The 17,200-nt window shown below is 59.3% G+C and carries 19 protein-coding genes; 7 read left to right on the forward strand and 12 right to left on the reverse strand.

From position 1 onward, the window contains the following. Positions 1–15: 15 nt before the first annotated feature. The 4 genes from H9C73_RS03690 to H9C73_RS03705 all read right to left on the reverse strand — a co-directional run bounded on the left by H9C73_RS03690 (position 16) and on the right by H9C73_RS03705 (position 3,196). Complete coding sequence (locus tag H9C73_RS03690) at positions 16–537, reverse strand: hypothetical protein (RefSeq protein ID WP_209286445.1); 522 nt, start codon at positions 535–537, stop codon at positions 16–18. Positions 538–621: 84 nt separating this feature from the next. After that, positions 622–1,119: an RIP homotypic interaction motif-containing protein gene (locus H9C73_RS03695; protein WP_209286446.1), complete on the reverse strand. Its 498-nt coding sequence runs from the start codon at positions 1,117–1,119 to the stop codon at positions 622–624. 376 nt (positions 1,120–1,495) lie between these two features. After that, on the reverse strand, positions 1,496–2,101 hold the full coding sequence (locus H9C73_RS03700; protein ID WP_209286447.1) for a transglycosylase SLT domain-containing protein: 606 nt from the start codon (positions 2,099–2,101) through the stop codon (positions 1,496–1,498). Positions 2,102–2,242: 141 nt separating this feature from the next. Beyond that, positions 2,243–3,196, reverse strand: coding sequence for an AraC family transcriptional regulator (locus tag H9C73_RS03705; RefSeq protein ID WP_209286448.1), 954 nt, complete (start codon positions 3,194–3,196; stop codon positions 2,243–2,245). 228 nt (positions 3,197–3,424) lie between these two features. On the opposite strand from H9C73_RS03705, the gene H9C73_RS03710 reads away from it, so the two are divergent. The 3 genes from H9C73_RS03710 (at position 3,425) to H9C73_RS03720 (ending at position 6,170) form a co-directional block, all read left to right on the forward strand. Next, positions 3,425–4,381 carry an alpha/beta hydrolase gene (locus tag H9C73_RS03710; protein WP_209286449.1) on the forward strand — a complete coding sequence of 319 codons (957 nt, stop codon included), beginning with the start codon at positions 3,425–3,427 and terminating at the stop codon, positions 4,379–4,381. 173 nt (positions 4,382–4,554) lie between these two features. Then, positions 4,555–5,010 (forward strand): cyclophilin-like fold protein, encoded by a 456-nt coding sequence (locus H9C73_RS03715; RefSeq protein WP_209286450.1) that lies wholly within the window; start codon positions 4,555–4,557, stop codon positions 5,008–5,010. 56 nt (positions 5,011–5,066) lie between these two features. Further along, positions 5,067–6,170 (forward strand): MBL fold metallo-hydrolase, encoded by a 1,104-nt coding sequence (locus H9C73_RS03720; RefSeq protein ID WP_209286451.1) that lies wholly within the window; start codon positions 5,067–5,069, stop codon positions 6,168–6,170. A 1-nt stretch (position 6,171) separates the two neighbouring features. Here the strand turns inward: H9C73_RS03720 and H9C73_RS03725 are convergent, their stop codons facing one another. From H9C73_RS03725 to H9C73_RS03745, 5 genes are all read right to left on the reverse strand, one after another. Then, the gene (locus H9C73_RS03725; protein WP_209286452.1) at positions 6,172–7,038 is read right to left on the reverse strand and encodes a bifunctional methionine sulfoxide reductase B/A protein; all 867 of its coding nucleotides are present in this window, start codon (positions 7,036–7,038) and stop codon (positions 6,172–6,174) included. A 78-nt stretch (positions 7,039–7,116) separates the two neighbouring features. Next, positions 7,117–7,725 carry an ABC-type transport auxiliary lipoprotein family protein gene (locus tag H9C73_RS03730; protein WP_209286453.1) on the reverse strand — a complete coding sequence of 203 codons (609 nt, stop codon included), beginning with the start codon at positions 7,723–7,725 and terminating at the stop codon, positions 7,117–7,119. Between the two features lie 10 nt (positions 7,726–7,735). After that, a complete protein-coding gene (locus H9C73_RS03735; RefSeq protein WP_209286454.1) occupies positions 7,736–8,674 on the reverse strand; it encodes an MlaD family protein in 939 nt (312 codons plus the stop codon). Between the two features lies 1 nt (position 8,675). Then, the gene (locus H9C73_RS03740; RefSeq protein WP_328797934.1) at positions 8,676–9,455 is read right to left on the reverse strand and encodes an ABC transporter ATP-binding protein; all 780 of its coding nucleotides are present in this window, start codon (positions 9,453–9,455) and stop codon (positions 8,676–8,678) included. Continuing rightward, a complete protein-coding gene (locus H9C73_RS03745; RefSeq protein WP_236014065.1) occupies positions 9,452–10,576 on the reverse strand; it encodes an ABC transporter permease in 1,125 nt (374 codons plus the stop codon). Before H9C73_RS03745 ends, H9C73_RS03740 begins: the two co-directional genes overlap by 4 nt. 201 nt (positions 10,577–10,777) lie before the next feature. Between H9C73_RS03745 and H9C73_RS03750 the strand changes: the two genes are divergently transcribed. Together H9C73_RS03750 and H9C73_RS03755 are read left to right on the forward strand one after the other, a co-directional pair. Beyond that, positions 10,778–13,633: a valine--tRNA ligase gene (locus H9C73_RS03750; protein WP_209286455.1), complete on the forward strand. Its 2,856-nt coding sequence runs from the start codon at positions 10,778–10,780 to the stop codon at positions 13,631–13,633. Positions 13,634–13,768: 135 nt separating this feature from the next. Further along, complete coding sequence (locus H9C73_RS03755; protein ID WP_209286456.1) at positions 13,769–14,203, forward strand: host attachment protein; 435 nt, start codon at positions 13,769–13,771, stop codon at positions 14,201–14,203. Positions 14,204–14,235: 32 nt separating this feature from the next. Here the strand turns inward: H9C73_RS03755 and H9C73_RS03760 are convergent, their stop codons facing one another. Then, complete coding sequence (locus H9C73_RS03760) at positions 14,236–14,619, reverse strand: group II truncated hemoglobin (RefSeq protein ID WP_209286457.1); 384 nt, start codon at positions 14,617–14,619, stop codon at positions 14,236–14,238. Between the two features lie 174 nt (positions 14,620–14,793). Between H9C73_RS03760 and H9C73_RS03765 the strand changes: the two genes are divergently transcribed. After that, positions 14,794–15,231 carry a gamma-glutamylcyclotransferase family protein gene (locus tag H9C73_RS03765; protein ID WP_209286458.1) on the forward strand — a complete coding sequence of 146 codons (438 nt, stop codon included), beginning with the start codon at positions 14,794–14,796 and terminating at the stop codon, positions 15,229–15,231. Between the two features lie 2 nt (positions 15,232–15,233). Here H9C73_RS03765 and H9C73_RS03770 read toward each other — a convergent pair whose 3' ends face one another. Then, a complete protein-coding gene (locus tag H9C73_RS03770) occupies positions 15,234–15,548 on the reverse strand; it encodes a DMT family transporter (RefSeq protein WP_209286459.1) in 315 nt (104 codons plus the stop codon). A gap of 75 nt (positions 15,549–15,623) precedes the next feature. On the opposite strand from H9C73_RS03770, the gene H9C73_RS03775 reads away from it, so the two are divergent. Further along, positions 15,624–16,160: a MarR family winged helix-turn-helix transcriptional regulator gene (locus H9C73_RS03775; protein ID WP_209286460.1), complete on the forward strand. Its 537-nt coding sequence runs from the start codon at positions 15,624–15,626 to the stop codon at positions 16,158–16,160. A 17-nt stretch (positions 16,161–16,177) separates the two neighbouring features. Here the strand turns inward: H9C73_RS03775 and H9C73_RS03780 are convergent, their stop codons facing one another. Then, entirely contained in the window at positions 16,178–17,155 is a 978-nt protein-coding gene (locus H9C73_RS03780; RefSeq protein WP_209286461.1) for an Acg family FMN-binding oxidoreductase, read from the reverse strand. Positions 17,156–17,200: the final 45 nt, after the last annotated feature.

A 17,200-nucleotide genomic window follows, 5' to 3' on the forward strand; every position in this document is an offset into this window, starting at 1 on the left:
CCACTTGTTAGGTGATTAACCACGAGACACCCAATCAGTCACTATCGATTTTGCGAGGTTAAAATCTGGCATTTTGGTCTGTGCATCGATGATTCTTGCTGCCTCAGACGGCGTGGTATTTTTAAGCTTGCATCTATTGAAATAGCTTTGCAGCTTTTGCTGGTGGCGCTTCAATGGCCGATCAGAACCAGCCAAAATCCAATAGACGATATGAACAAGAGCATCCTCGTGCTTATTTTCCAGCCTGAGAATGTTGGCCATGTCTTCATGAACGCTGGCATCAAGCGCGACTGCTTGCTTAGCAGTAAAGCCTAATCGGTTGGCGTGCTGCATGTAGAAAGATTTCTGATCATGATAGAAACCCCAAGCCTCATCGTACTGCTTAGCTTTGACGGCAGCTTTAGCTTTATGACCCGCTTCCGCCGCTTTTCCCAGAAAATCATTTTGCTGGAAGTCAGCCATAGCGTTTTTTGCGTAATCATCAAACTCTTGATCGGACTTGGGCCTTTTCTTCTTGAAGATTCTGAAGAATCCCATTCAATCACCTAACGCTTGCAGCATGCGCGCCTACGGAATGGAGCCGAAGGCGCAATGTAGTAGGCGTCGCCGTGCCTGCACTTGTTAAAAAACGGCCCCAGCCGCAGCGCCGATGACGGATACAACAGCGGGGTGCTCCAGTAGTTTGCGGAGCATTCCTTTGGCTTCTTCCTTTTGCTCTGGTGGGAGGTCAGCAGACTCGATTTTCTTCACCAGGGTCTCAAACGAATTCACAATATTCTGAGTGTTATGGTCGCCGACCTGGACTGATTGAGCGCCATGAATATTGATGGTGTGCCCAGGTTTCTGCATCTCAGATTGTCCGCCTTTACGATACTTAATTTGGAAATGCGCTCCCATGCCGGCAACACCACGTTTGTAGAATGTGGCATCAGTGACTATGCAACGCTCATCCTTCCCACTGGGTAGCTCCCTTAGAATTACGTCGCCTTCTTCTACATCTGCCTTCTCATCCAGAATGAAGATGGTCTTGCCGGGAAATGAAGCCTTATATGGACCGACTACTGTTCCATCTTGCTTTTCGATTCGAGCGTCATCCTCGAACTCCTTTAGGATGTCCATGACTTCTCCTTTTTAACATTTTAATACTGCGCATGCGTGTTTTGCTCCCAGCCAAAGACCGGGATAGATGACCTAAGCACTTGAAGAGAAGGGATAAATCGAGATATCACAGCCATTCTCTTCCAGTGAAAACGGGCATGCGCATTTTTATGATTTGCTGTGCGCAGTATCCCACAGCGACCTTTCCATAATCTCTTGATACTGGACCAATTTTCTACTGATCGCCAGTGGTAAATGAGCATGAAGATGTGGCAAAACGAGCATAACCAAGCACTGTTGATAAATATACTGTGTGAAATCAAATAGATACGATGTTCGTTATCCACAACGGCCAACAGGCCCACGCGCCATGCCTGCTGCATGGCCGCTTTGTGGTTTAAAACGGCCACCACCAGGGGGATGAGTTCAGCCGGTGCCTGCAGCCTCTGAGTTGTTCGCCGTACATCCGGGCGTTGGCATCCACCTTGCGGGCGACGCTGACCAGCCAGCCCTTGCTGTTGTAGGTTTTCCGTTGCCAGCCTCCGTGTCCTTCGTGGTAGGCCAGATACTGGTTATAGGCGTCCCATTTGGAGATGCCGAGGGTCTTTTGCGACATGTCGGCGTACCAGCCCATGAAGTCGACCGCATCGTCATACTCATCGCGATCAGCGCCCCAGTTGCCCGTCTTGTCCTTGTACCAGTCCCAGGTTTCGTCTTTCACCTGAGCGTAGCCATAGGCGCTGGATTCGCGCCACCACAGGGGAATGCCCAGAAACGTCTCGCGTGGCGGGGCGGCATTGTGCTTGAAGCTGGATTCCTGCCGCATGATCGCAAGCTGTACCTGAACCGGCAGGCCATATTTCTTTTCGACGGCCAGGGAGGCATCAAACCAGTCGGGCTTCTCGCGAAAGATCCGGCAGGCATTTTCCACGCTGGAAGGCGGTGTGGTCGCGCAGGCAGTCAGCAGGAGCGGGAGGGCGAGGAGTAGCCGTTTTTTTCGCATATACACACCAGTAGCCAAGTGAAATGCCGAGGATTTACACGGCACCGGATGATGAACGGCGCTGTGTCACTGGTTTGAAATGGTACTCTGCCCTGAGGGCGCAGACAAAAGAGATGCATCAAGCTGCCACAGGGCGTTGCTTCAGGCACTGGCCTGATGGATGCCGCTCGATTTTTGACGCAGGTTTTCAATATCCCGCTTTGGCGGTGTGCCGTAGAAGCGGCTGTATTCACGGCTGAACTGGGACGGGCTCTCGTACCCCACGATAAAACTGGCCCGGGCCGCATCCAGACCGTCACTGAGCATCAGGCGCCGGGCTTCACTCAGTCGCAGCCACTTCTGATACTGCAGCGGGCTCTTGGCCGTGAGCTGACGGAAGTAATGGTGCAGGCTGGAGCTGCTCATCTGCACATGGGCCGCAAGCTGATCGACCTTGAGCGGCTTGTTGTAGTTGGCCTTGATCCAGTCGATGGCACGCGCAACCTTCTGGCTTTGACTGCCCACCGCGACCACTTTCCAGAGGCTGGCGGCCAAATCACTTTTGAGCAGCCGGTAGTGAATTTCGCGCTTGATCAAGGGTTCCAGTACGGCGATATCGTCCGGCTTGCCGACCAGATTAAGCAGGCGCGCAAAAGGCTCCAGCAATTCAGGCGTCAACTGGCCGATATAGGCACAGTCTTCACGGGTTCGCTCACGCGGCGGCGACAGCCTGTACTGGGCGATCAGTTCGGCCATGATGTTCAGCTCCAGCTTGAACACCAGTCCCAGCGCGGGCTTATCCGGTGAGGCGTCCAGCACACCGGACTTGGCGGGCAGGTCCAGCGAGTTCAGAAGGAAATGATCCGGGTCGTACTCATAGGCCTTATCCCCGATCAGCAACTGCTTCACCCCCTGCACCACCAGCACCACGCTGGGCTCAACCACACAGTCGCAGGGTTCAGTGACGCTTTCACGGCGAAACAGCGCCAGGTTGTCGATCGGCGTTTGCACATCTTCGTGCCCACGGATCAGTTGATCAATCACGGCACACAGCGTCCGGGAGTGTGGTGCAAGCGCGGCTCCAACCGGGTGCTCGTACTGGCGTTTCACGGGCATGCAGTCCTCCAATTATCAGGTCATGAAAGAGTAAGCCAGCGCGCATGTGCTGTCTAAAGAAAATCCGCCGATTTGGAGAATCAGGCAATAACTTGACGGGATCATTATACCGCTCGCGGCTTCCGCCCCTCCAGAATGTCAATCACTGGCTAGCGGCTCACCTCTTGGGTGCAAGCCGCCTGAGCCCTCTTATCAACCAAACTGCCAGACCGCGATACGGAGGCTGACATGGGTAATCATATTTTCAATCTGAACGAGAAGGTGACGCGCAAGGCCGTAACCTACAAGAACCGTTTTGGCATAGAGCTGGCCGGTGAACTTTACCTGCCCACCGATTTTGACCCGTCCGGGCAGTACCCCGCCCTGGTGATTGGAGCCCCTTATGGCGGCGTCAAGGAACAGGGTCCCGGCATTTATGCCAACGAACTGGCTCAACGCGGCTATGTTGCGCTGACGTTTGATCCTTCCTACAACGGTGATTCCAGCGGCTTTCCCCGTCACCTGTCATCGCCGGAAATGTTCGTGGAAGATTTTCACGCCGGCGTCGACTTCATTGGTACACGTGCCGGTGTGGACCGCAACCGGATCGGCATCATCGGCATTTGCGGCTCGGGGGGCTTTGGCCTCAGCGCCGCGCAGGTCGACCCGCGCATCAAGGCCGTGGCTACCGTCAGCATGTACGACATTTCCCGCATGCACGCAGAAGGCTTTGCCGGCTCGCTGGATGAAGACGGCCGCAAGGCGCTGCTGGACAGTCTGGCTGAACAGCGCTGGGCCGAATTCGAGAGCGGCCGCCCCGAACTGAGCGAACGCGGTTCGCCGCTGGACATCGACGACAACACACACCCGATCGGGCGCGAGTTCGGCGAGTTCTATTCCCGCTCACGCGGCTACCACCCCAACTCCATCACCCAGTTTACCCAGACCTCCATGCAGTCCTTCATGAACTTCCCGCTGCTGGACAAGCTGGAGTGGATTTCGCCCCGCCCCATTCTGCTGATCATGGGTGAGCACGCTCATTCACGCTTCTACAGCGAAGACATCTACGCAGCGGCCGCCGAGCCCAAGGAGCTGTATGTCGTGCCGGGCAGTAACCATGTCGACCTGTACGACCGCACCGATGTCATCCCGTTCGACAAGCTTGATCGCTTTTTTGCCGAGGCGTTGACGCTCGACAGCCAATGAACCCATTGCTGCACAAGGAGAATCCGATGAAATCCGTGCGCAAAGGTTGCAAGACCATGCTGCATGCCGAGTAAGGCTGCAGACTAACCGGCACTGCCCCGGTGGTCAGGGCGAACAGCTCTGGCCACCGGGCTGATATTCGGAACCAACCAGAGAATAGGAGGATGCCGCAGATGAAAAGAGACAGACAGGGCTCCTGGCGGCCGCTGGCACGCCTGCTCTGCATGGTCTGGATGTCAGAGCCTGCCCTTGCCGACCCTTCCGGAGGAAGCATGAAGATCGCCATTATCCACGAAGACCAGCGCCTGACGGCGACACTGACCGACACCCCAGCGGCCAGGCACTTCGCAGAGCTGCTGCCGTTGGCGCTGACACTGACCGACTATGCGGCGACCGAGAAAGTGGCCGACCTGCCCGCTACGCTCCCCACTCAAGGCTCACCCAAGGGCATGGACCCCAGCGTGGGCGACCTGACCTATTATGCCCCCTGGGGCAATCTGGCCATTTTCTACCGCGACTTTGGCTATGCCAACGGTCTGATCTCGCTGGGCAGGATTGAAGGCGGCCTCGGTTTTCTGGAACGGCCGGGGCCGATAGCCGTTCGTTTCGAGCGACTTCCGACTGAGTGAGGCTGCAGGTGTTGATTCAATCCAGACGTTCACTACGACAGGGCATCAAGACACTCATGATCTGGTTGGCCGGGTTTCTGGTTCTCGCGGCCTCGGCCGCATTCGCCTACATGCAACATCCAAAATTCGGACAGCAGCCGGAGGGCACCCACCTGAGCAGCATTCAGGCCTCGCCCAATTACGTTGACGGCCAGTTTCGGAATCAGGTCGACACCCCGATGTTTACCGGTGATGAGTCCTTCGCGTCGGTGGTGTGGCAGAACCTGACAACCACCTCTCCCGAGCTGACGCCCGCCGGTGCGCTGCCCTCGGTCAATGTCTCGATCAAGTCACTGGATGCACAGCAGGACCTGCTGATCTGGCTTGGCCACTCATCGTTTTATCTGCAGCTGGACGGCAAACGCTTCCTGATTGATCCGGTATTCGGCCCCAATGCAGCGCCCGTGCCGGGGATGATTCCTGCTTTTCCCGGCGCTACGCCCTATTCGGCCGAAGACTTTCCGGCCATCGATTACCTGCTGATTACCCATGACCACTGGGATCATCTGGATTATCCAACGCTGACGGCACTGGCGCCGCGCGTAAAAAACGTCATCACGCCGCTGGGAGTGGGTGCCTACCTGCGCGGATGGGGCTTTGAAGATGCGAAGATCAGCGAAGGTGACTGGTACGATGCCTTCAGCGTTGAAGACACCCTCAAGGTGCACATCATTCCCGCTCGCCATTACTCGGGACGCACACTCAAGCGCGCCCAGACCCTCTGGGCCGGGTTCATCATCGAGTCAGCGAACTATCGACTGCTGTTCAGTGGTGACAGCGGCTATGGACCACACTTCAGCGAACTGGGCAAGCGGTTCGGGAGCTTTGATCTGGCCGCACTGGATCAGGGACAGTACGACCCACGCTGGGCCAACATTCACATGACACCGGATGAAGCGGCCACGGCAGCAGCGGAACTGGGTGCCCGGTTTCTGCTACCCGCTCATGTGGGCAAATACGCGCTCGCCAGACATCCCTGGCAAGAGCCGTTTGAGCGCATTTCAGCCCTGAGCCGCGAGCGCCCCTTCCAGCTTGTAACTCCCCGGATCGGCGAGCCGATCGCGCTTGAGTCACTTGAAACTCAACGCGCGACAGCCTGGTGGGTAACACAGGAGAGGTAGGTTAAAACCGCTTTTGATACCGATGGCAGTAGGGCATCTTGCCGGTGCGTTCGTAGTAGTCCTGATGGAACTCTTCGGCACGCCAGAAAGGTGCCATCGGCAGCACCCGGGTCACCACGTTCAGCCCCTGGTTTTCCAGCAGGGCGATCAGTTTTTCGCTGATGCCGCGCTCTTCGTCATCATGCACGAAGATGGCAGAACCATACTGGGGGCCGATATCCGGCCCCTGACCGTCTTCCTGAGTCGGGTCGTGAATTTCAAAGAACAGCTTGGCCAGGGTTTCAAAGCTGATCTTGGCCGGGTCGTACAGCACTTCCACGGTTTCCAGATGGCCCGTCTGCTTGCCGCACACCTGTTCATAACTGGGGTTATCCACATGACCCCCCATGTAGCCGGATACCACCGACACCACGCCGGGCTGCTGTTGCATCAGGTGCTCTACCCCCCAGAAACAGCCGCCGGCGAAATAGGCGGTTTTGAGGGTACTGCCCTGCTGCCGGGCCAGCTCTTCGGCGCTGATAAAGTCCATGGAAATGGAGTTCACACAGTGACGCAGGTTCTTGCGGGTCAGCATTTCACCTTCAAACACGTGGCCCAGGTGGCCGCCACAGTTGGCACAGAGAATCTCGGTACGGCGGCCGTCCGCATCCACTTCCCGACGGATGGCGCCCTCAATTTCATCATCGAAGCTGGGCCAGCCGCAGTGAGAGGGGAACTTGTCCTCGGAGCGATACAGGTGCGCTCCGCACTGCTTGCAGGCATAGACGCCGGTCTCGAAATGCTCGTTGTACTGGCCGGTGAAGGGCCGTTCGGTGCCCTTGTGCAGGATCACGTGTTGCTCTTCGGGGGTCAGTTTTTTGTAACTCATCACGGCACCTTTACTTCAGGTTGATCAAAGGGCCCGATCGGGGCCCTGTTGCGTGTCACACTCGCCGGAAAATCGGTGTCAACTTTCCGTTTGTACTGCCAGCAGCCAGTTGCGGATCTCAACACTGGCGGCATTCATTAACTGATCGAACGCGGCCACCACTTGCCCGACCTGACGGCCGGCCACCGGCTGCGACAGGGTCAGCGGGCGTTCGGCCAGAATGGCGCGGGTACGCGTATCGACCAGTTGCAGGTAGGCCCGCAGGACCACCACCGGCTGGCCATCCATGTATTCAGTCTGGAATGCATCGAGGCGGCTGACCAGTTCGTGGCGCGCCCCCATCAGCACCTCATCCCCGCTGATGCGGGCAAAACGGCTGTCCTGCTGCAGGGCCGCCACCAGATAATCTCGCCAGAGCACGGGGATACTGCCACTCCAGCGCGCATCCTTGTAGACACTGACCGGCTGCCCTTCCGGCACCACCAGCAGATAGCGCCCGCTGAGCAGGTCCTGTGTCTGGGGCCGCAGTACGCGCAGATCGCTCACCTGCACCTCACCCGCTTGTGTGGGCCGGGCAGGCTGCAACGTCCAGCTCTGTACCGGCTGAGGTTCGGGCAACAGGCTGCAGGCTCCCAGCAGCAGCGCCATGCCCAGTACCAGCGTTTTCGTGGCGATGTGTCGCAGCATGTTCAACCTCTCAGGGGGTAAATTCGTGGGCCGGCGGCTGACCGGTCAGGTAACCGGCCGGGTCGTCTTCCAGCCGGATCAGAATACGGTTCAGGGTACCGAGACTGCGCTGCAGCTCCTGCATCACCGGGCCAATGGCCGACAGCCCCTGCATGCCCTGATCCAGCGCGCCGCCGTTGCGACTGAGCAGCTGTTCCAGTTGCTCACTGCTGCTGGCCAGCGCCTGCATCGCTTTCTGGCCTTCTGCCAGCATGGGGCCACCCTGTGCCGTCAGCATGCGGTCGGCGTGGACCAGCAGCTGACTGGCATCACGCAGCACGGTCTGGGCGTCACGCGCCGCCTGAGTCAGTTCGTTCAGGGTTTCGCCCACACCGGAACGGGACTGGGCCAGCTCCTCCGATACCTGTTCCAGATTCTGGATAATGCGTTCAATGCGCTGGATGTTATCCACCGAGAGCAACTGTGCCCCCCGCTCTACCAGCACGTTGACGTTACTGAACAGCGTTTCACTGTTGCCCAGCAGGGAGCCGATCGCGGAGGGCTCGGCCAGAATCACCGGCGGCGAGTCCGGCGGCTGTGGCAGGGGCGGCGCCTGAGGATTATCGGTACTCAACAGAATATTGGCGGCACCGGTAATGTTGGCAATGGCCAGCCGGGCGCTGGTGCCCTGATTGATCGGAGTGGCGGCGCTGACCTCCATATCGGCCAGTACGCGCCGCGGGTCGTTCGGGTCCAGCTGCAACTGGCGCACTTCGCCCACGCGCAGGCCGTTGTATTGCACCAGACTGCCGACGGCAAGCCCGGTGACGGCTTCCTCAAAGATCACGCGGTAGGTCCGGGTTTCCTGCTGCTGGCCGGACTTGACCAGCCAGACACCAAACCCCAGCGCCAATACCAGTCCGGTCAGTGTAAACAGTCCGATCAGCACATGATGCGCACGTGTTTCCATATCAACTCCCTTGCACGGCCTGATAGGCCGCTCGCCCACGCGGGCCATTGAAGTAATCCTGTATCCAGGGGTCGTCGTATTCGGCCACCCGCTCGGGACTGTCTGCTACCAGCACGCGCTTTTGCGACAGCACGGCGATGCGGTCACAGGCGGTCCAGAGTGAATCCAGATCGTGGGTGACCATGAACACGGTCAGCCCCAGCGCATTGCGCAGGGTCAGCAGCAGCTGGTCAAACGCCGCCGCGCCGATCGGGTCGAGGCCAGCGGTGGGCTCATCCAGAAACAGCACGTCCGGGTCCAGCGCCAGCGCACGGGCCAGTGCCGCGCGCTTGACCATACCGCCCGACAGCGATGCCGGATAGAGATCACCCGCATGCGCTGCCAGCCCCGTGAGAGCCAGTTTGACCTCGGCCAGCGCTTCCGCATCCGCCCGTGTCAGGCCGGCATGTTCGATCAAGGGCAGGGCCACGTTTTCCCGCACGGTGAGCGAGCTGAACAGCGCCCCACCCTGAAACAGCACACCCATGCGCTGCTCCAGCTCGGACCGCTCCCGTGCCGGCAGGGCCAGCAGGTTGCGCCCGAACAGACGCACTTCTCCGGAATGCGGCCGGTTGAGCCCCACGATGGAGCGCAACAGCACGGACTTGCCGGTGCCCGAGCCCCCTACGATGCCCAGAATCTCGCCGCGGTAGAGGTCCAGGTCCAGTGCCTCGTGCACGCTGTTGCGACCAAAGCGGTTACACAGGCCGCGTACTTCGATCAGAGTGTCCGTCTGCGTCACCAGCCCATCTCCATGAAAAACAGCGCCGCTACGGCATCCAGCAGGATCACCATGAAGATGGACTGCACCACGCTGGAGGTCGTATGGCGGCCGACAGACTCGGCACTGCCACTCACCTTGAACCCTTCCAGACAGCCAATGATCGCCACCACAAACGCGAAAATCGGCGCCTTGGCCATACCGACCAGATAGTGGTTCAGCGGCACGTCCGCCAGTATGCCGAGAAACTGTTCCAGCGAAATGCCCAGCGACAGCAGCGATACCACGCCACCGCCGATAATACCGGATACCACGGCCACAAAACTCAGCAGCGGCAGAGTCAGCATCAGCGCCAGCACCCGTGGAATCACCAGCAGCTCCACCGGGTTCAGCCCCAGTGTTCTCAAGGCATCCAGCTCTTCGTTAGCCTTCATGGACCCGATCTGGGCAGTAAAGGCACTGGCCGTGCGGCCAGCCATCAGAATCGCGGCCAGCAGCACGCCGAACTCGCGCAGGAAGGAGTAGGCCACCAGATTCACGGTATAGACTTCAGCCCCGAAAGCGCCCAACACTGTCGCCCCCAGAAAGGCGACCACGGCTCCCACCAGAAAGGTCAGCAGCGCCACGATGGGCACCGCATTCAGGCCGGTCTGGTGGACCTGATTCACAAAGGCCGTGATGCGCCAGCGCCCGGGTCGAAACAGAATACCCAGCAGGCTTTGCAGCACCAGCCCCATAAACCCGCTCTGCTGCCAAAACTGCTGCCCCAGTGCCTGCGTTTGACGCCCCAGCCCTTCCAGCAACTGACTCAACAGGCCCTGTTTGGGAGCCTCCGGTGCCGGCGCTCGGTCCAGTGCGTCCAGCAGCGTTTCCAGCAGCGCCCGCCGTTCGGGGGCCAGAGCCTGCTCCTGCAACAGCAGGCCGCGCAGCCGGTCCACACCCAGCCAGCGAATCAGCAGCGTTGCCCCGGCCGTATCCAGCCGGTCAATGCCGCTCAGGCTGACGGTTTGTTCTGGTGGGGCTGCCTGCGTCAGCAGCGCCTTCAGCCGGCCGTGCTCTGCCAGGGTCCAGCTCCCGGTCAGCACAAGGCCGCCCTCCTGCCGTTCAATGGCCGGGGGCCGCATGTCCTCAGCGTTTGTCATCACAGATTCCATTGCCACAATGGTTCCATTGTCGCCTTCGGCCACTGGGCCTGCAAGCGGGGCGCAACCCTGTCATCACTCAGCGGCTGGCTGTATAATGTCCGGTTTCGACCGAGCTGCCGACGCCCCGTGCCCCTGCGCACGCCACACGCGTATTCGGCAATTATCCGAGCGGCCAAACGATCAGAGATACAGACCCCAATGGACAAGACCTACCAGCCACACGAGATCGAGAAATCCTGGTACCAGACCTGGGAAGAGAAAGGTTACTTCGCACCCTCCGGTGAAGGCGAGCCGTACAGCATCATGATCCCGCCGCCCAACGTCACCGGCAGCCTGCACATGGGCCACGCCTTCCAGCACACCATCATGGATGCGCTGACCCGCTACCGCCGCATGCAGGGCCGCAACACCCTGTGGCAGGTGGGCACCGATCACGCCGGTATCGCCACCCAGATGGTGGTGGAGCGCAAGCTGGCGGCAGAACAGGAACTGACCCGCCACGACCTGGGCCGTGATGCCTTCATCGAGAAGATCTGGGAGTGGAAGGAAGAGTCCGGCGGTACCATTACCCGCCAGATGCGCCGTCTGGGCAACTCTGTCGACTGGCCGACCGAGCGCTTCACCATGGACTCCGGTTTCTACCGTGCCGTGCAGGAAGTCTTCATCCGCCTGTATGACGAAAAACTGATCTACCGTGGCAAGCGTCTGGTCAACTGGGACCCGAAACTGCACACCGCCATCTCCGATCTGGAAGTGGAAAACCGCGAAGTCAAAGGCAAGATGTGGTATCTGCGTTACCCGCTGGCCGATGGCGTTAAAACCGCTGCCGGTGAAGACCATATCGTGGTGGGTACCACCCGTCCGGAAACCCTGCTCGGCGACACCGGTGTGGCGGTGAACCCGGAAGACGAACGCTACCAGAGCCTGATCGGCAAGTTCGTGGAACTGCCGCTGGTGGGCCGTCGTATCCCGATCGTGGCGGATGAGCACGCCGACATGGAGAAAGGCACCGGCTGCGTGAAAATCACCCCGGCACACGACTTCAACGATAACGAAGTCGGCAAGCGCTGCGGCCTGCCGATGATCAACGTGCTGACGCTGGACGGCCATATCCGCAAGGAAGCCCAGACGTTCAACACCGATGGCAGCGACAACACCGAGATCGACCCGAGCCTGCCGGAAGCCTATCAGGGTCTGGAGCGCTTCGCCGCACGCAAGGCGATCGTGGCCGACATGGAAGCCGCCGGCCTGCTGGTGAAGATCGAAGAAAACAACATGACCGTGCCCTACGGCGACCGTGGTGGCGTGGTGATCGAGCCGATGCTGACCGACCAGTGGTTCTGCGATGCCAAGACTCTGGCCAAGCCGGCCATCGAGGCGGTCGAAAACGGCGACATCAAGTTCGTGCCCAAGCAGTATGAGAACATGTACTTCGCCTGGATGCGTGACATTCAGGACTGGTGTATCTCCCGTCAGCTGTGGTGGGGCCACCGTATCCCGGCGTTCTACGACAACGAAGGCAACGTCTACGTCGCCGCCGACAAGGAAGCCGCGCGTCAGAAATACAACCTGGATCCGGAGCTGGAACTGCGTCAGGACGACGACGTGCTGGATACCTGGTTCAGCTCCGCACTCTGGACCTTCGGCACCCTGGGCTGGCCGGAAGACAGCGAACGTCTGAAGACCTTCCACCCGACCGATACGCTGGTCACCGGCTTCGACATCATCTTCTTCTGGGTGGCGCGCATGATCATGATGACCATGCACTTCATGAAGGACGAAGACGGCAAGCCGCAGGTGCCGTTCAAGAATGTCTACGTGACCGGCCTGATCCGCGACGAGAACGGCGACAAGATGTCCAAGTCCAAGGGCAACGTGCTCGACCCGCTGGACATGATCGACGGCATCAGCCTGGAAGACCTGCTCGAGAAACGTACCGGCAACATGATGCAGCCGCAGCTGGCCGAGAAAATCGGCAAGCGTACCGAGAAGCAGTTCCCGGAAGGCATCACCGCCCACGGGACAGATGCCCTGCGCTTCACGCTGGCAGCGCTGGCCTCTACCGGCCGCGATATCAACTGGGACATGAAGCGCCTGGAAGGTTACCGCAACTTCTGTAACAAGATCTGGAACGCCGCTCGCTACGTGCAGATGAACACCGAAGGTGAAGACTGCGGCCAGAACGGTGGCGAGGTCGAGCTGTCGCTGGCGGATCGCTGGATCATCAGCAGCCTGCAGCGCACCGAAAGCACCGTGGTCAAGCATCTGGACGAGTACCGCTTCGATCTGGCCGCCCAGACCCTGTACGACTTCATCTGGAACCAGTACTGCGACTGGTATCTGGAGCTGTCCAAGCCGGTGCTGTGGGACGAAAATGCGTCAGCCGAAGCCAAGCGCGGCACCCGCCGCACGCTGGTGCGCGTACTCGAAGCCGTACTGCGTCTGACTCACCCGCTGATGCCGTTCATCACCGAAGAGATCTGGCAGTCCATCAAGGGTCTGGCCGGTGTCGAGGGCGAAACCCTGATGCTGATGCCTTACCCGCAGGCCGACGAAAGCAGGATCGACGCTCAGGCCGAAATCGACATCGAATGGCTCAAGGGCGTGATCACCGGTGTGCGCAACATTCGTGGCGAAATGAAGATCCCGCCCTCGCGTGATCTGGACGTGCTGTTCCAGCACGGCGATGCCAATGACAAGGCGCGCTTCGAGCAGAACGCCACCTTCCTGAAGAAGCTGGCCAAGCTGAGCAGCCTGACCTGGCTGGAAGCGGATGACGAAGCACCGATGGCTGCCACGCAGCTGGTCGGCTCCATGGAAGTCCTGGTGCCGATGGCCGGCCTGATCGACAAGGATGCCGAGCTGACCCGTCTGCAGAAAGAGCTGGATCGCCTGACCGGCGAGATCAAGCGTGTGGAAGGCAAGCTGTCCAACGAGAAGTTTGTCGCCAACGCCCCGGAAGCCGTCGTCGCCAAGGAGCGCGAGAAGATCGCCGCTGCACAGGCCTCCTACGACAAGCTGCAGGAGCAGTACGCCAAAATCGAGGCGCTCTGATCCTCCCGGCAGACCGGCCATTCGTGCCGGTCTGCCCCTTCCCGCTTTCATCTCTCCAAATTTGAACGATACTTGGCTTATGACATCTAGATGTCTGTCACCAAGACGTTCAATTCATTACAGGGGAGTATGTCTATGACGACCTGGTTTCTGGTTGCCGATGCGGCCAAGGCCCGCATCTTTCAGCAAAACGGCCCCAAAGATCCTACCGTCGAAATCGAAACACTGGTGCATCCCGAGGCACGCATGCACAACGGGGATCTGGTCAGTGACAGCCCCGGGGCTCAGGCCAACGGCGGCTCAGGCAGCCACGGAGTGGAAGAAAAAGCCTCGCCACGCGTGGCCGAGGATCAGCGTTTTGCCCGGGAAGTGATCGATCACGTCCGTCACGCACTGAACGAAAATCAGGTCAAGAAATTCTATATGGCCGCACCGCCCCACTTTCTGGGGTTGCTGCGTCAGGCCATGGATGACCGGGTTTCAAAAGCAATGGCCGGTGATTTGGCCAAGAACCTGTCCAAGGCAACGCCGGACGAAGCACGTGCGGCGTTCAGTCCCACCTATCTGTAACCCCCACGCAGGGCAGGCACCGCCTGCCCTTTCTAATCCCGATTCCGCACCATATCGGCAATGGCAAACATCGGCTCCTTGAGCATCTGCTTGAGCGCTTCTTCAGCCCCGATCTGCTCCAGTGCCTTATCCATACAGAGCAGCCACTGGTCACGTTCACTCGTCCCGATCGCATAGCCCTTGTGCGGGCTGGTCATACATACCGAGCCATACTTCTCGGCATACACCTGAGGCCCACCCATCCAGCCGATCAGATACTCGGCCAGGCGTTCCTTCATCGGGGCCAGATCCTTTCCGTGCATGGCACGTATCCCGGCCACCTCCGGTGCGCTGTCCATGTAGTCGTAAAACGCGCTGGTCAGCGCTCTGATGCCGTCTTCACCCAGTGCCTCATAGGGCGTTGCATAACCACTCATCCCGTTACCCTTGCAGATTCAGTCTGTTTGAACCGAGAGTAACCGAGCCTTCACCATCGAAAAAGCGTCCATTTGCAGGAGACTGTCCATTACGTGCAACGGCTTGACCTGATGCAAGGGACGCGTTTCCATGGAGTTCAGACCCCGGTGAAACCTGATCCCCTGAGGCCCTTGATGAAAGGACACCGCAAACGCCTGTTGCTGATAACCCTGCTGGCAGTCCTCCTGCTGCCGCCCGGCTGGCTCTGGTACACCCTGCTCAGCCCCTGGGGATATACGGCACCGGAAGGACTGCCGGCGGTCGAGCCGACCGAGGAGTATCGGGTATTCGTGTACGGCACCCTGACACGCAGCTGGGTGCGCTGGCTGGTCACGGGCGAGTATATTTCCACCCGGCCTGCACAGCTGGAAGGCTACTACCGCGACGGACTCAACCTTATCCCCAAAGCCGACGCCAGGACTGAGGGGCAGCTCATGCTCGTGTCCGGCGAGAACCTGCTCGATCTGGACCGCTACGAGCGTTTGGGCATTCGTTATGAGCGCACCCAAATGATGTTGTCAGACGGTCGAAGTGCCTGGGTCTACACCCGGCTTGCCCTGCCTGAGCCATGACATCAGGACACCAGTTTGAGCCCCACCAACGAGCACAACAGCAACCCCAGAAACATCAGCCTGAGTCCGCCGGACGGATCACCAAACCAGAGCATGCCCACCAGAGCGGTGCCAACCGCGCCAATACCGGTCCAGATGGCATAGGCCGTGCCAAGTGGAATATTCACCATGGCGCGGGTAAGCAGGAAAAAACTGCATGCACCCAGTAACACGAATAACACCGAGGGCCAGAGTTTGCTGAGCCCGTCGGACTGTTTCAAGGCGATGGCAAAGCCCACTTCAAATAGCCCCGCCAGTAACAGATATACCCATGACATTCTATTTATCTTCCTAGAAAGATACTTTGGTGTGATACTATCTTTCCAGGAAGATAAAAACAAGAGGATTTGGTAATGCCCCGTGAGCGCATCAGCTTTACCGAGCTATACGACAGTTCAAGACAGCACTGGCCTGAATCGACCGAAGGCGTCAGCCTGATTGCACCGGCGGTTTATCGGTTGCATGAACACCTCAGCACTCTGGCCGAAACCGTGTTCAAGCGGCACAGATTGCAAAGCGCCGAGTTTGAAACCCTGTGTGCGCTACGCAACAGCCCCGACCCACACCGCATCACACCCACCGAGCTCTACCGCAAGCTGTTAGTCAGTTCGGGCGGGATGACCAAAATCCTGGCTCGACTGGAGGACAAAGGGTTGATCGACCGCCCTGCCAACCCGGACGACGCCCGCAGCCGGTTGGTAGAGCTGACCAACAGAGGAAAAGCCCTGATCGAGGAAGTCACTGAGCAACTGCTGCAGCAGGAAGCAGCTCTGATCGAGAAGGCCGTTGATTCAAGCCAACTGGAAAAGCTGCTTATGACATGGCTGGACAACCTGGAACGATCAGCAGAGGACAAGCCTCCGGCCCACCCCTCCTATGCTGAAAAGTAAGGGCTGGCCGGTTAGATTTAATCCAGATCCGGGCTGGCCGTATCCAGCAGAATATCGTCGAGTTTGCGTCTGGGCGAGGCCGGCAGGGTTTCTTCCGGAAAGCCCATGCGCAGCAGCATCTGGGCATGTCCGTCGATCTGGCAGATCGACTCCAGTTCCGGCCGCAACGCCGGTACCTGAATCGGCTGATTCAGATAGGACGCCTGCATGCCATGACGCTGCCCTTCCAGCAGCACACGCTGCAGCGCCTGTCCGACCCTGAGCCAGTCTTCACGCGCATCCCGCTTGCTCCAGAGCAGCAGCAACAGCGGTGACTCCGAGGCCAGCAGGTTATCCTGGGACGCCATGCTCTTGCCCATATCGAAATGCCGGACCACTCCTCTCACCAGCGGCGCCACCAGTCCCGGGACCGTCAGGCCGTCGCCCCTGCGGCTGCCGTGCAGCCATTGCGACAGCTCATTGCGCCAGGCATCGCTGTCCCATTGCAGGTTGTCGCCTCGTTTAACCAGTTCGATCAACTCATCCCGGACGGATTCAGCCAGCACTTCCAGATGCGCGCCTTCAAGATGGGCGGCCTCCCTGAGCGTGTCCTGCAACGCTTCTGCGGGTGTCTCGCTGGTGAAACGGTTGCGGTAGGTTCGGCGCAGCAGCATGGCGTCAAAGAGGCCGGACAGATCACAGGCCAGCTCCTCTTCCTGCAGCTCAAAGCGCGCCAGCAGATCAGGCGTCTCCGTGTCCGGAAACAGCTCGATGCGATACCCCCAGCCGGCATGCGCCGCACCGATGCGGAGGTTCATCAGCGCACAGCCACAGCTGATCATCAGCTCACGCTGGTCCGGGTCATTCACCACCAGCGCGCGCGAAGGATCGGCATACAGCTCAATCGAACACTCCTGAATCCTGAACAGCCAGGGCTGGGTATTGTGGCTGGACGGCGCCAGGGTGGCATTTTGCACCAGAGTCGTGAGCGTTTCCTGATCGGGACGCATCTCCATTCAATAAGCTCCGCAAGCGTAGGTGATCCTTAAGTGTATGCCACC

This window comes from Marinobacterium alkalitolerans, assembly GCF_017776525.1.
Classification (GTDB): domain Bacteria; phylum Pseudomonadota; class Gammaproteobacteria; order Pseudomonadales; family Balneatricaceae; genus Marinobacterium; species Marinobacterium alkalitolerans.

Excerpts from the sequence above, each read along its gene's own strand:
- H9C73_RS03690 (WP_209286445.1), bottom strand. The coding sequence starts at position 537 with ATGGGATTCTTCAGAATCTTCAAGAAGAAAAGGCCCAAGTCCGATCAA.
- H9C73_RS03695 (WP_209286446.1), bottom strand. The coding sequence starts at position 1,119 with ATGGACATCCTAAAGGAGTTCGAGGATGACGCTCGAATCGAAAAGCAA.
- H9C73_RS03700 (WP_209286447.1), bottom strand. The coding sequence starts at position 2,101 with ATGCGAAAAAAACGGCTACTCCTCGCCCTCCCGCTCCTGCTGACTGCC.
- H9C73_RS03705 (WP_209286448.1), bottom strand. The coding sequence starts at position 3,196 with ATGCCCGTGAAACGCCAGTACGAGCACCCGGTTGGAGCCGCGCTTGCA.
- H9C73_RS03710 (WP_209286449.1), top strand. The coding sequence starts at position 3,425 with ATGGGTAATCATATTTTCAATCTGAACGAGAAGGTGACGCGCAAGGCC.
- H9C73_RS03715 (WP_209286450.1), top strand. The coding sequence starts at position 4,555 with ATGAAAAGAGACAGACAGGGCTCCTGGCGGCCGCTGGCACGCCTGCTC.
- H9C73_RS03720 (WP_209286451.1), top strand. The coding sequence starts at position 5,067 with ATGATCTGGTTGGCCGGGTTTCTGGTTCTCGCGGCCTCGGCCGCATTC.
- H9C73_RS03725 (WP_209286452.1), bottom strand. The coding sequence starts at position 7,038 with ATGAGTTACAAAAAACTGACCCCCGAAGAGCAACACGTGATCCTGCAC.
- H9C73_RS03730 (WP_209286453.1), bottom strand. The coding sequence starts at position 7,725 with ATGCTGCGACACATCGCCACGAAAACGCTGGTACTGGGCATGGCGCTG.
- H9C73_RS03735 (WP_209286454.1), bottom strand. The coding sequence starts at position 8,674 with ATGGAAACACGTGCGCATCATGTGCTGATCGGACTGTTTACACTGACC.
- H9C73_RS03745 (WP_236014065.1), bottom strand. The coding sequence starts at position 10,576 with ATGACAAACGCTGAGGACATGCGGCCCCCGGCCATTGAACGGCAGGAG.
- H9C73_RS03750 (WP_209286455.1), top strand. The coding sequence starts at position 10,778 with ATGGACAAGACCTACCAGCCACACGAGATCGAGAAATCCTGGTACCAG.
- H9C73_RS03755 (WP_209286456.1), top strand. The coding sequence starts at position 13,769 with ATGACGACCTGGTTTCTGGTTGCCGATGCGGCCAAGGCCCGCATCTTT.
- H9C73_RS03760 (WP_209286457.1), bottom strand. The coding sequence starts at position 14,619 with ATGAGTGGTTATGCAACGCCCTATGAGGCACTGGGTGAAGACGGCATC.
- H9C73_RS03765 (WP_209286458.1), top strand. The coding sequence starts at position 14,794 with ATGAAAGGACACCGCAAACGCCTGTTGCTGATAACCCTGCTGGCAGTC.
- H9C73_RS03770 (WP_209286459.1), bottom strand. The coding sequence starts at position 15,548 with ATGTCATGGGTATATCTGTTACTGGCGGGGCTATTTGAAGTGGGCTTT.
- H9C73_RS03775 (WP_209286460.1), top strand. The coding sequence starts at position 15,624 with ATGCCCCGTGAGCGCATCAGCTTTACCGAGCTATACGACAGTTCAAGA.
- H9C73_RS03780 (WP_209286461.1), bottom strand. The coding sequence starts at position 17,155 with ATGGAGATGCGTCCCGATCAGGAAACGCTCACGACTCTGGTGCAAAAT.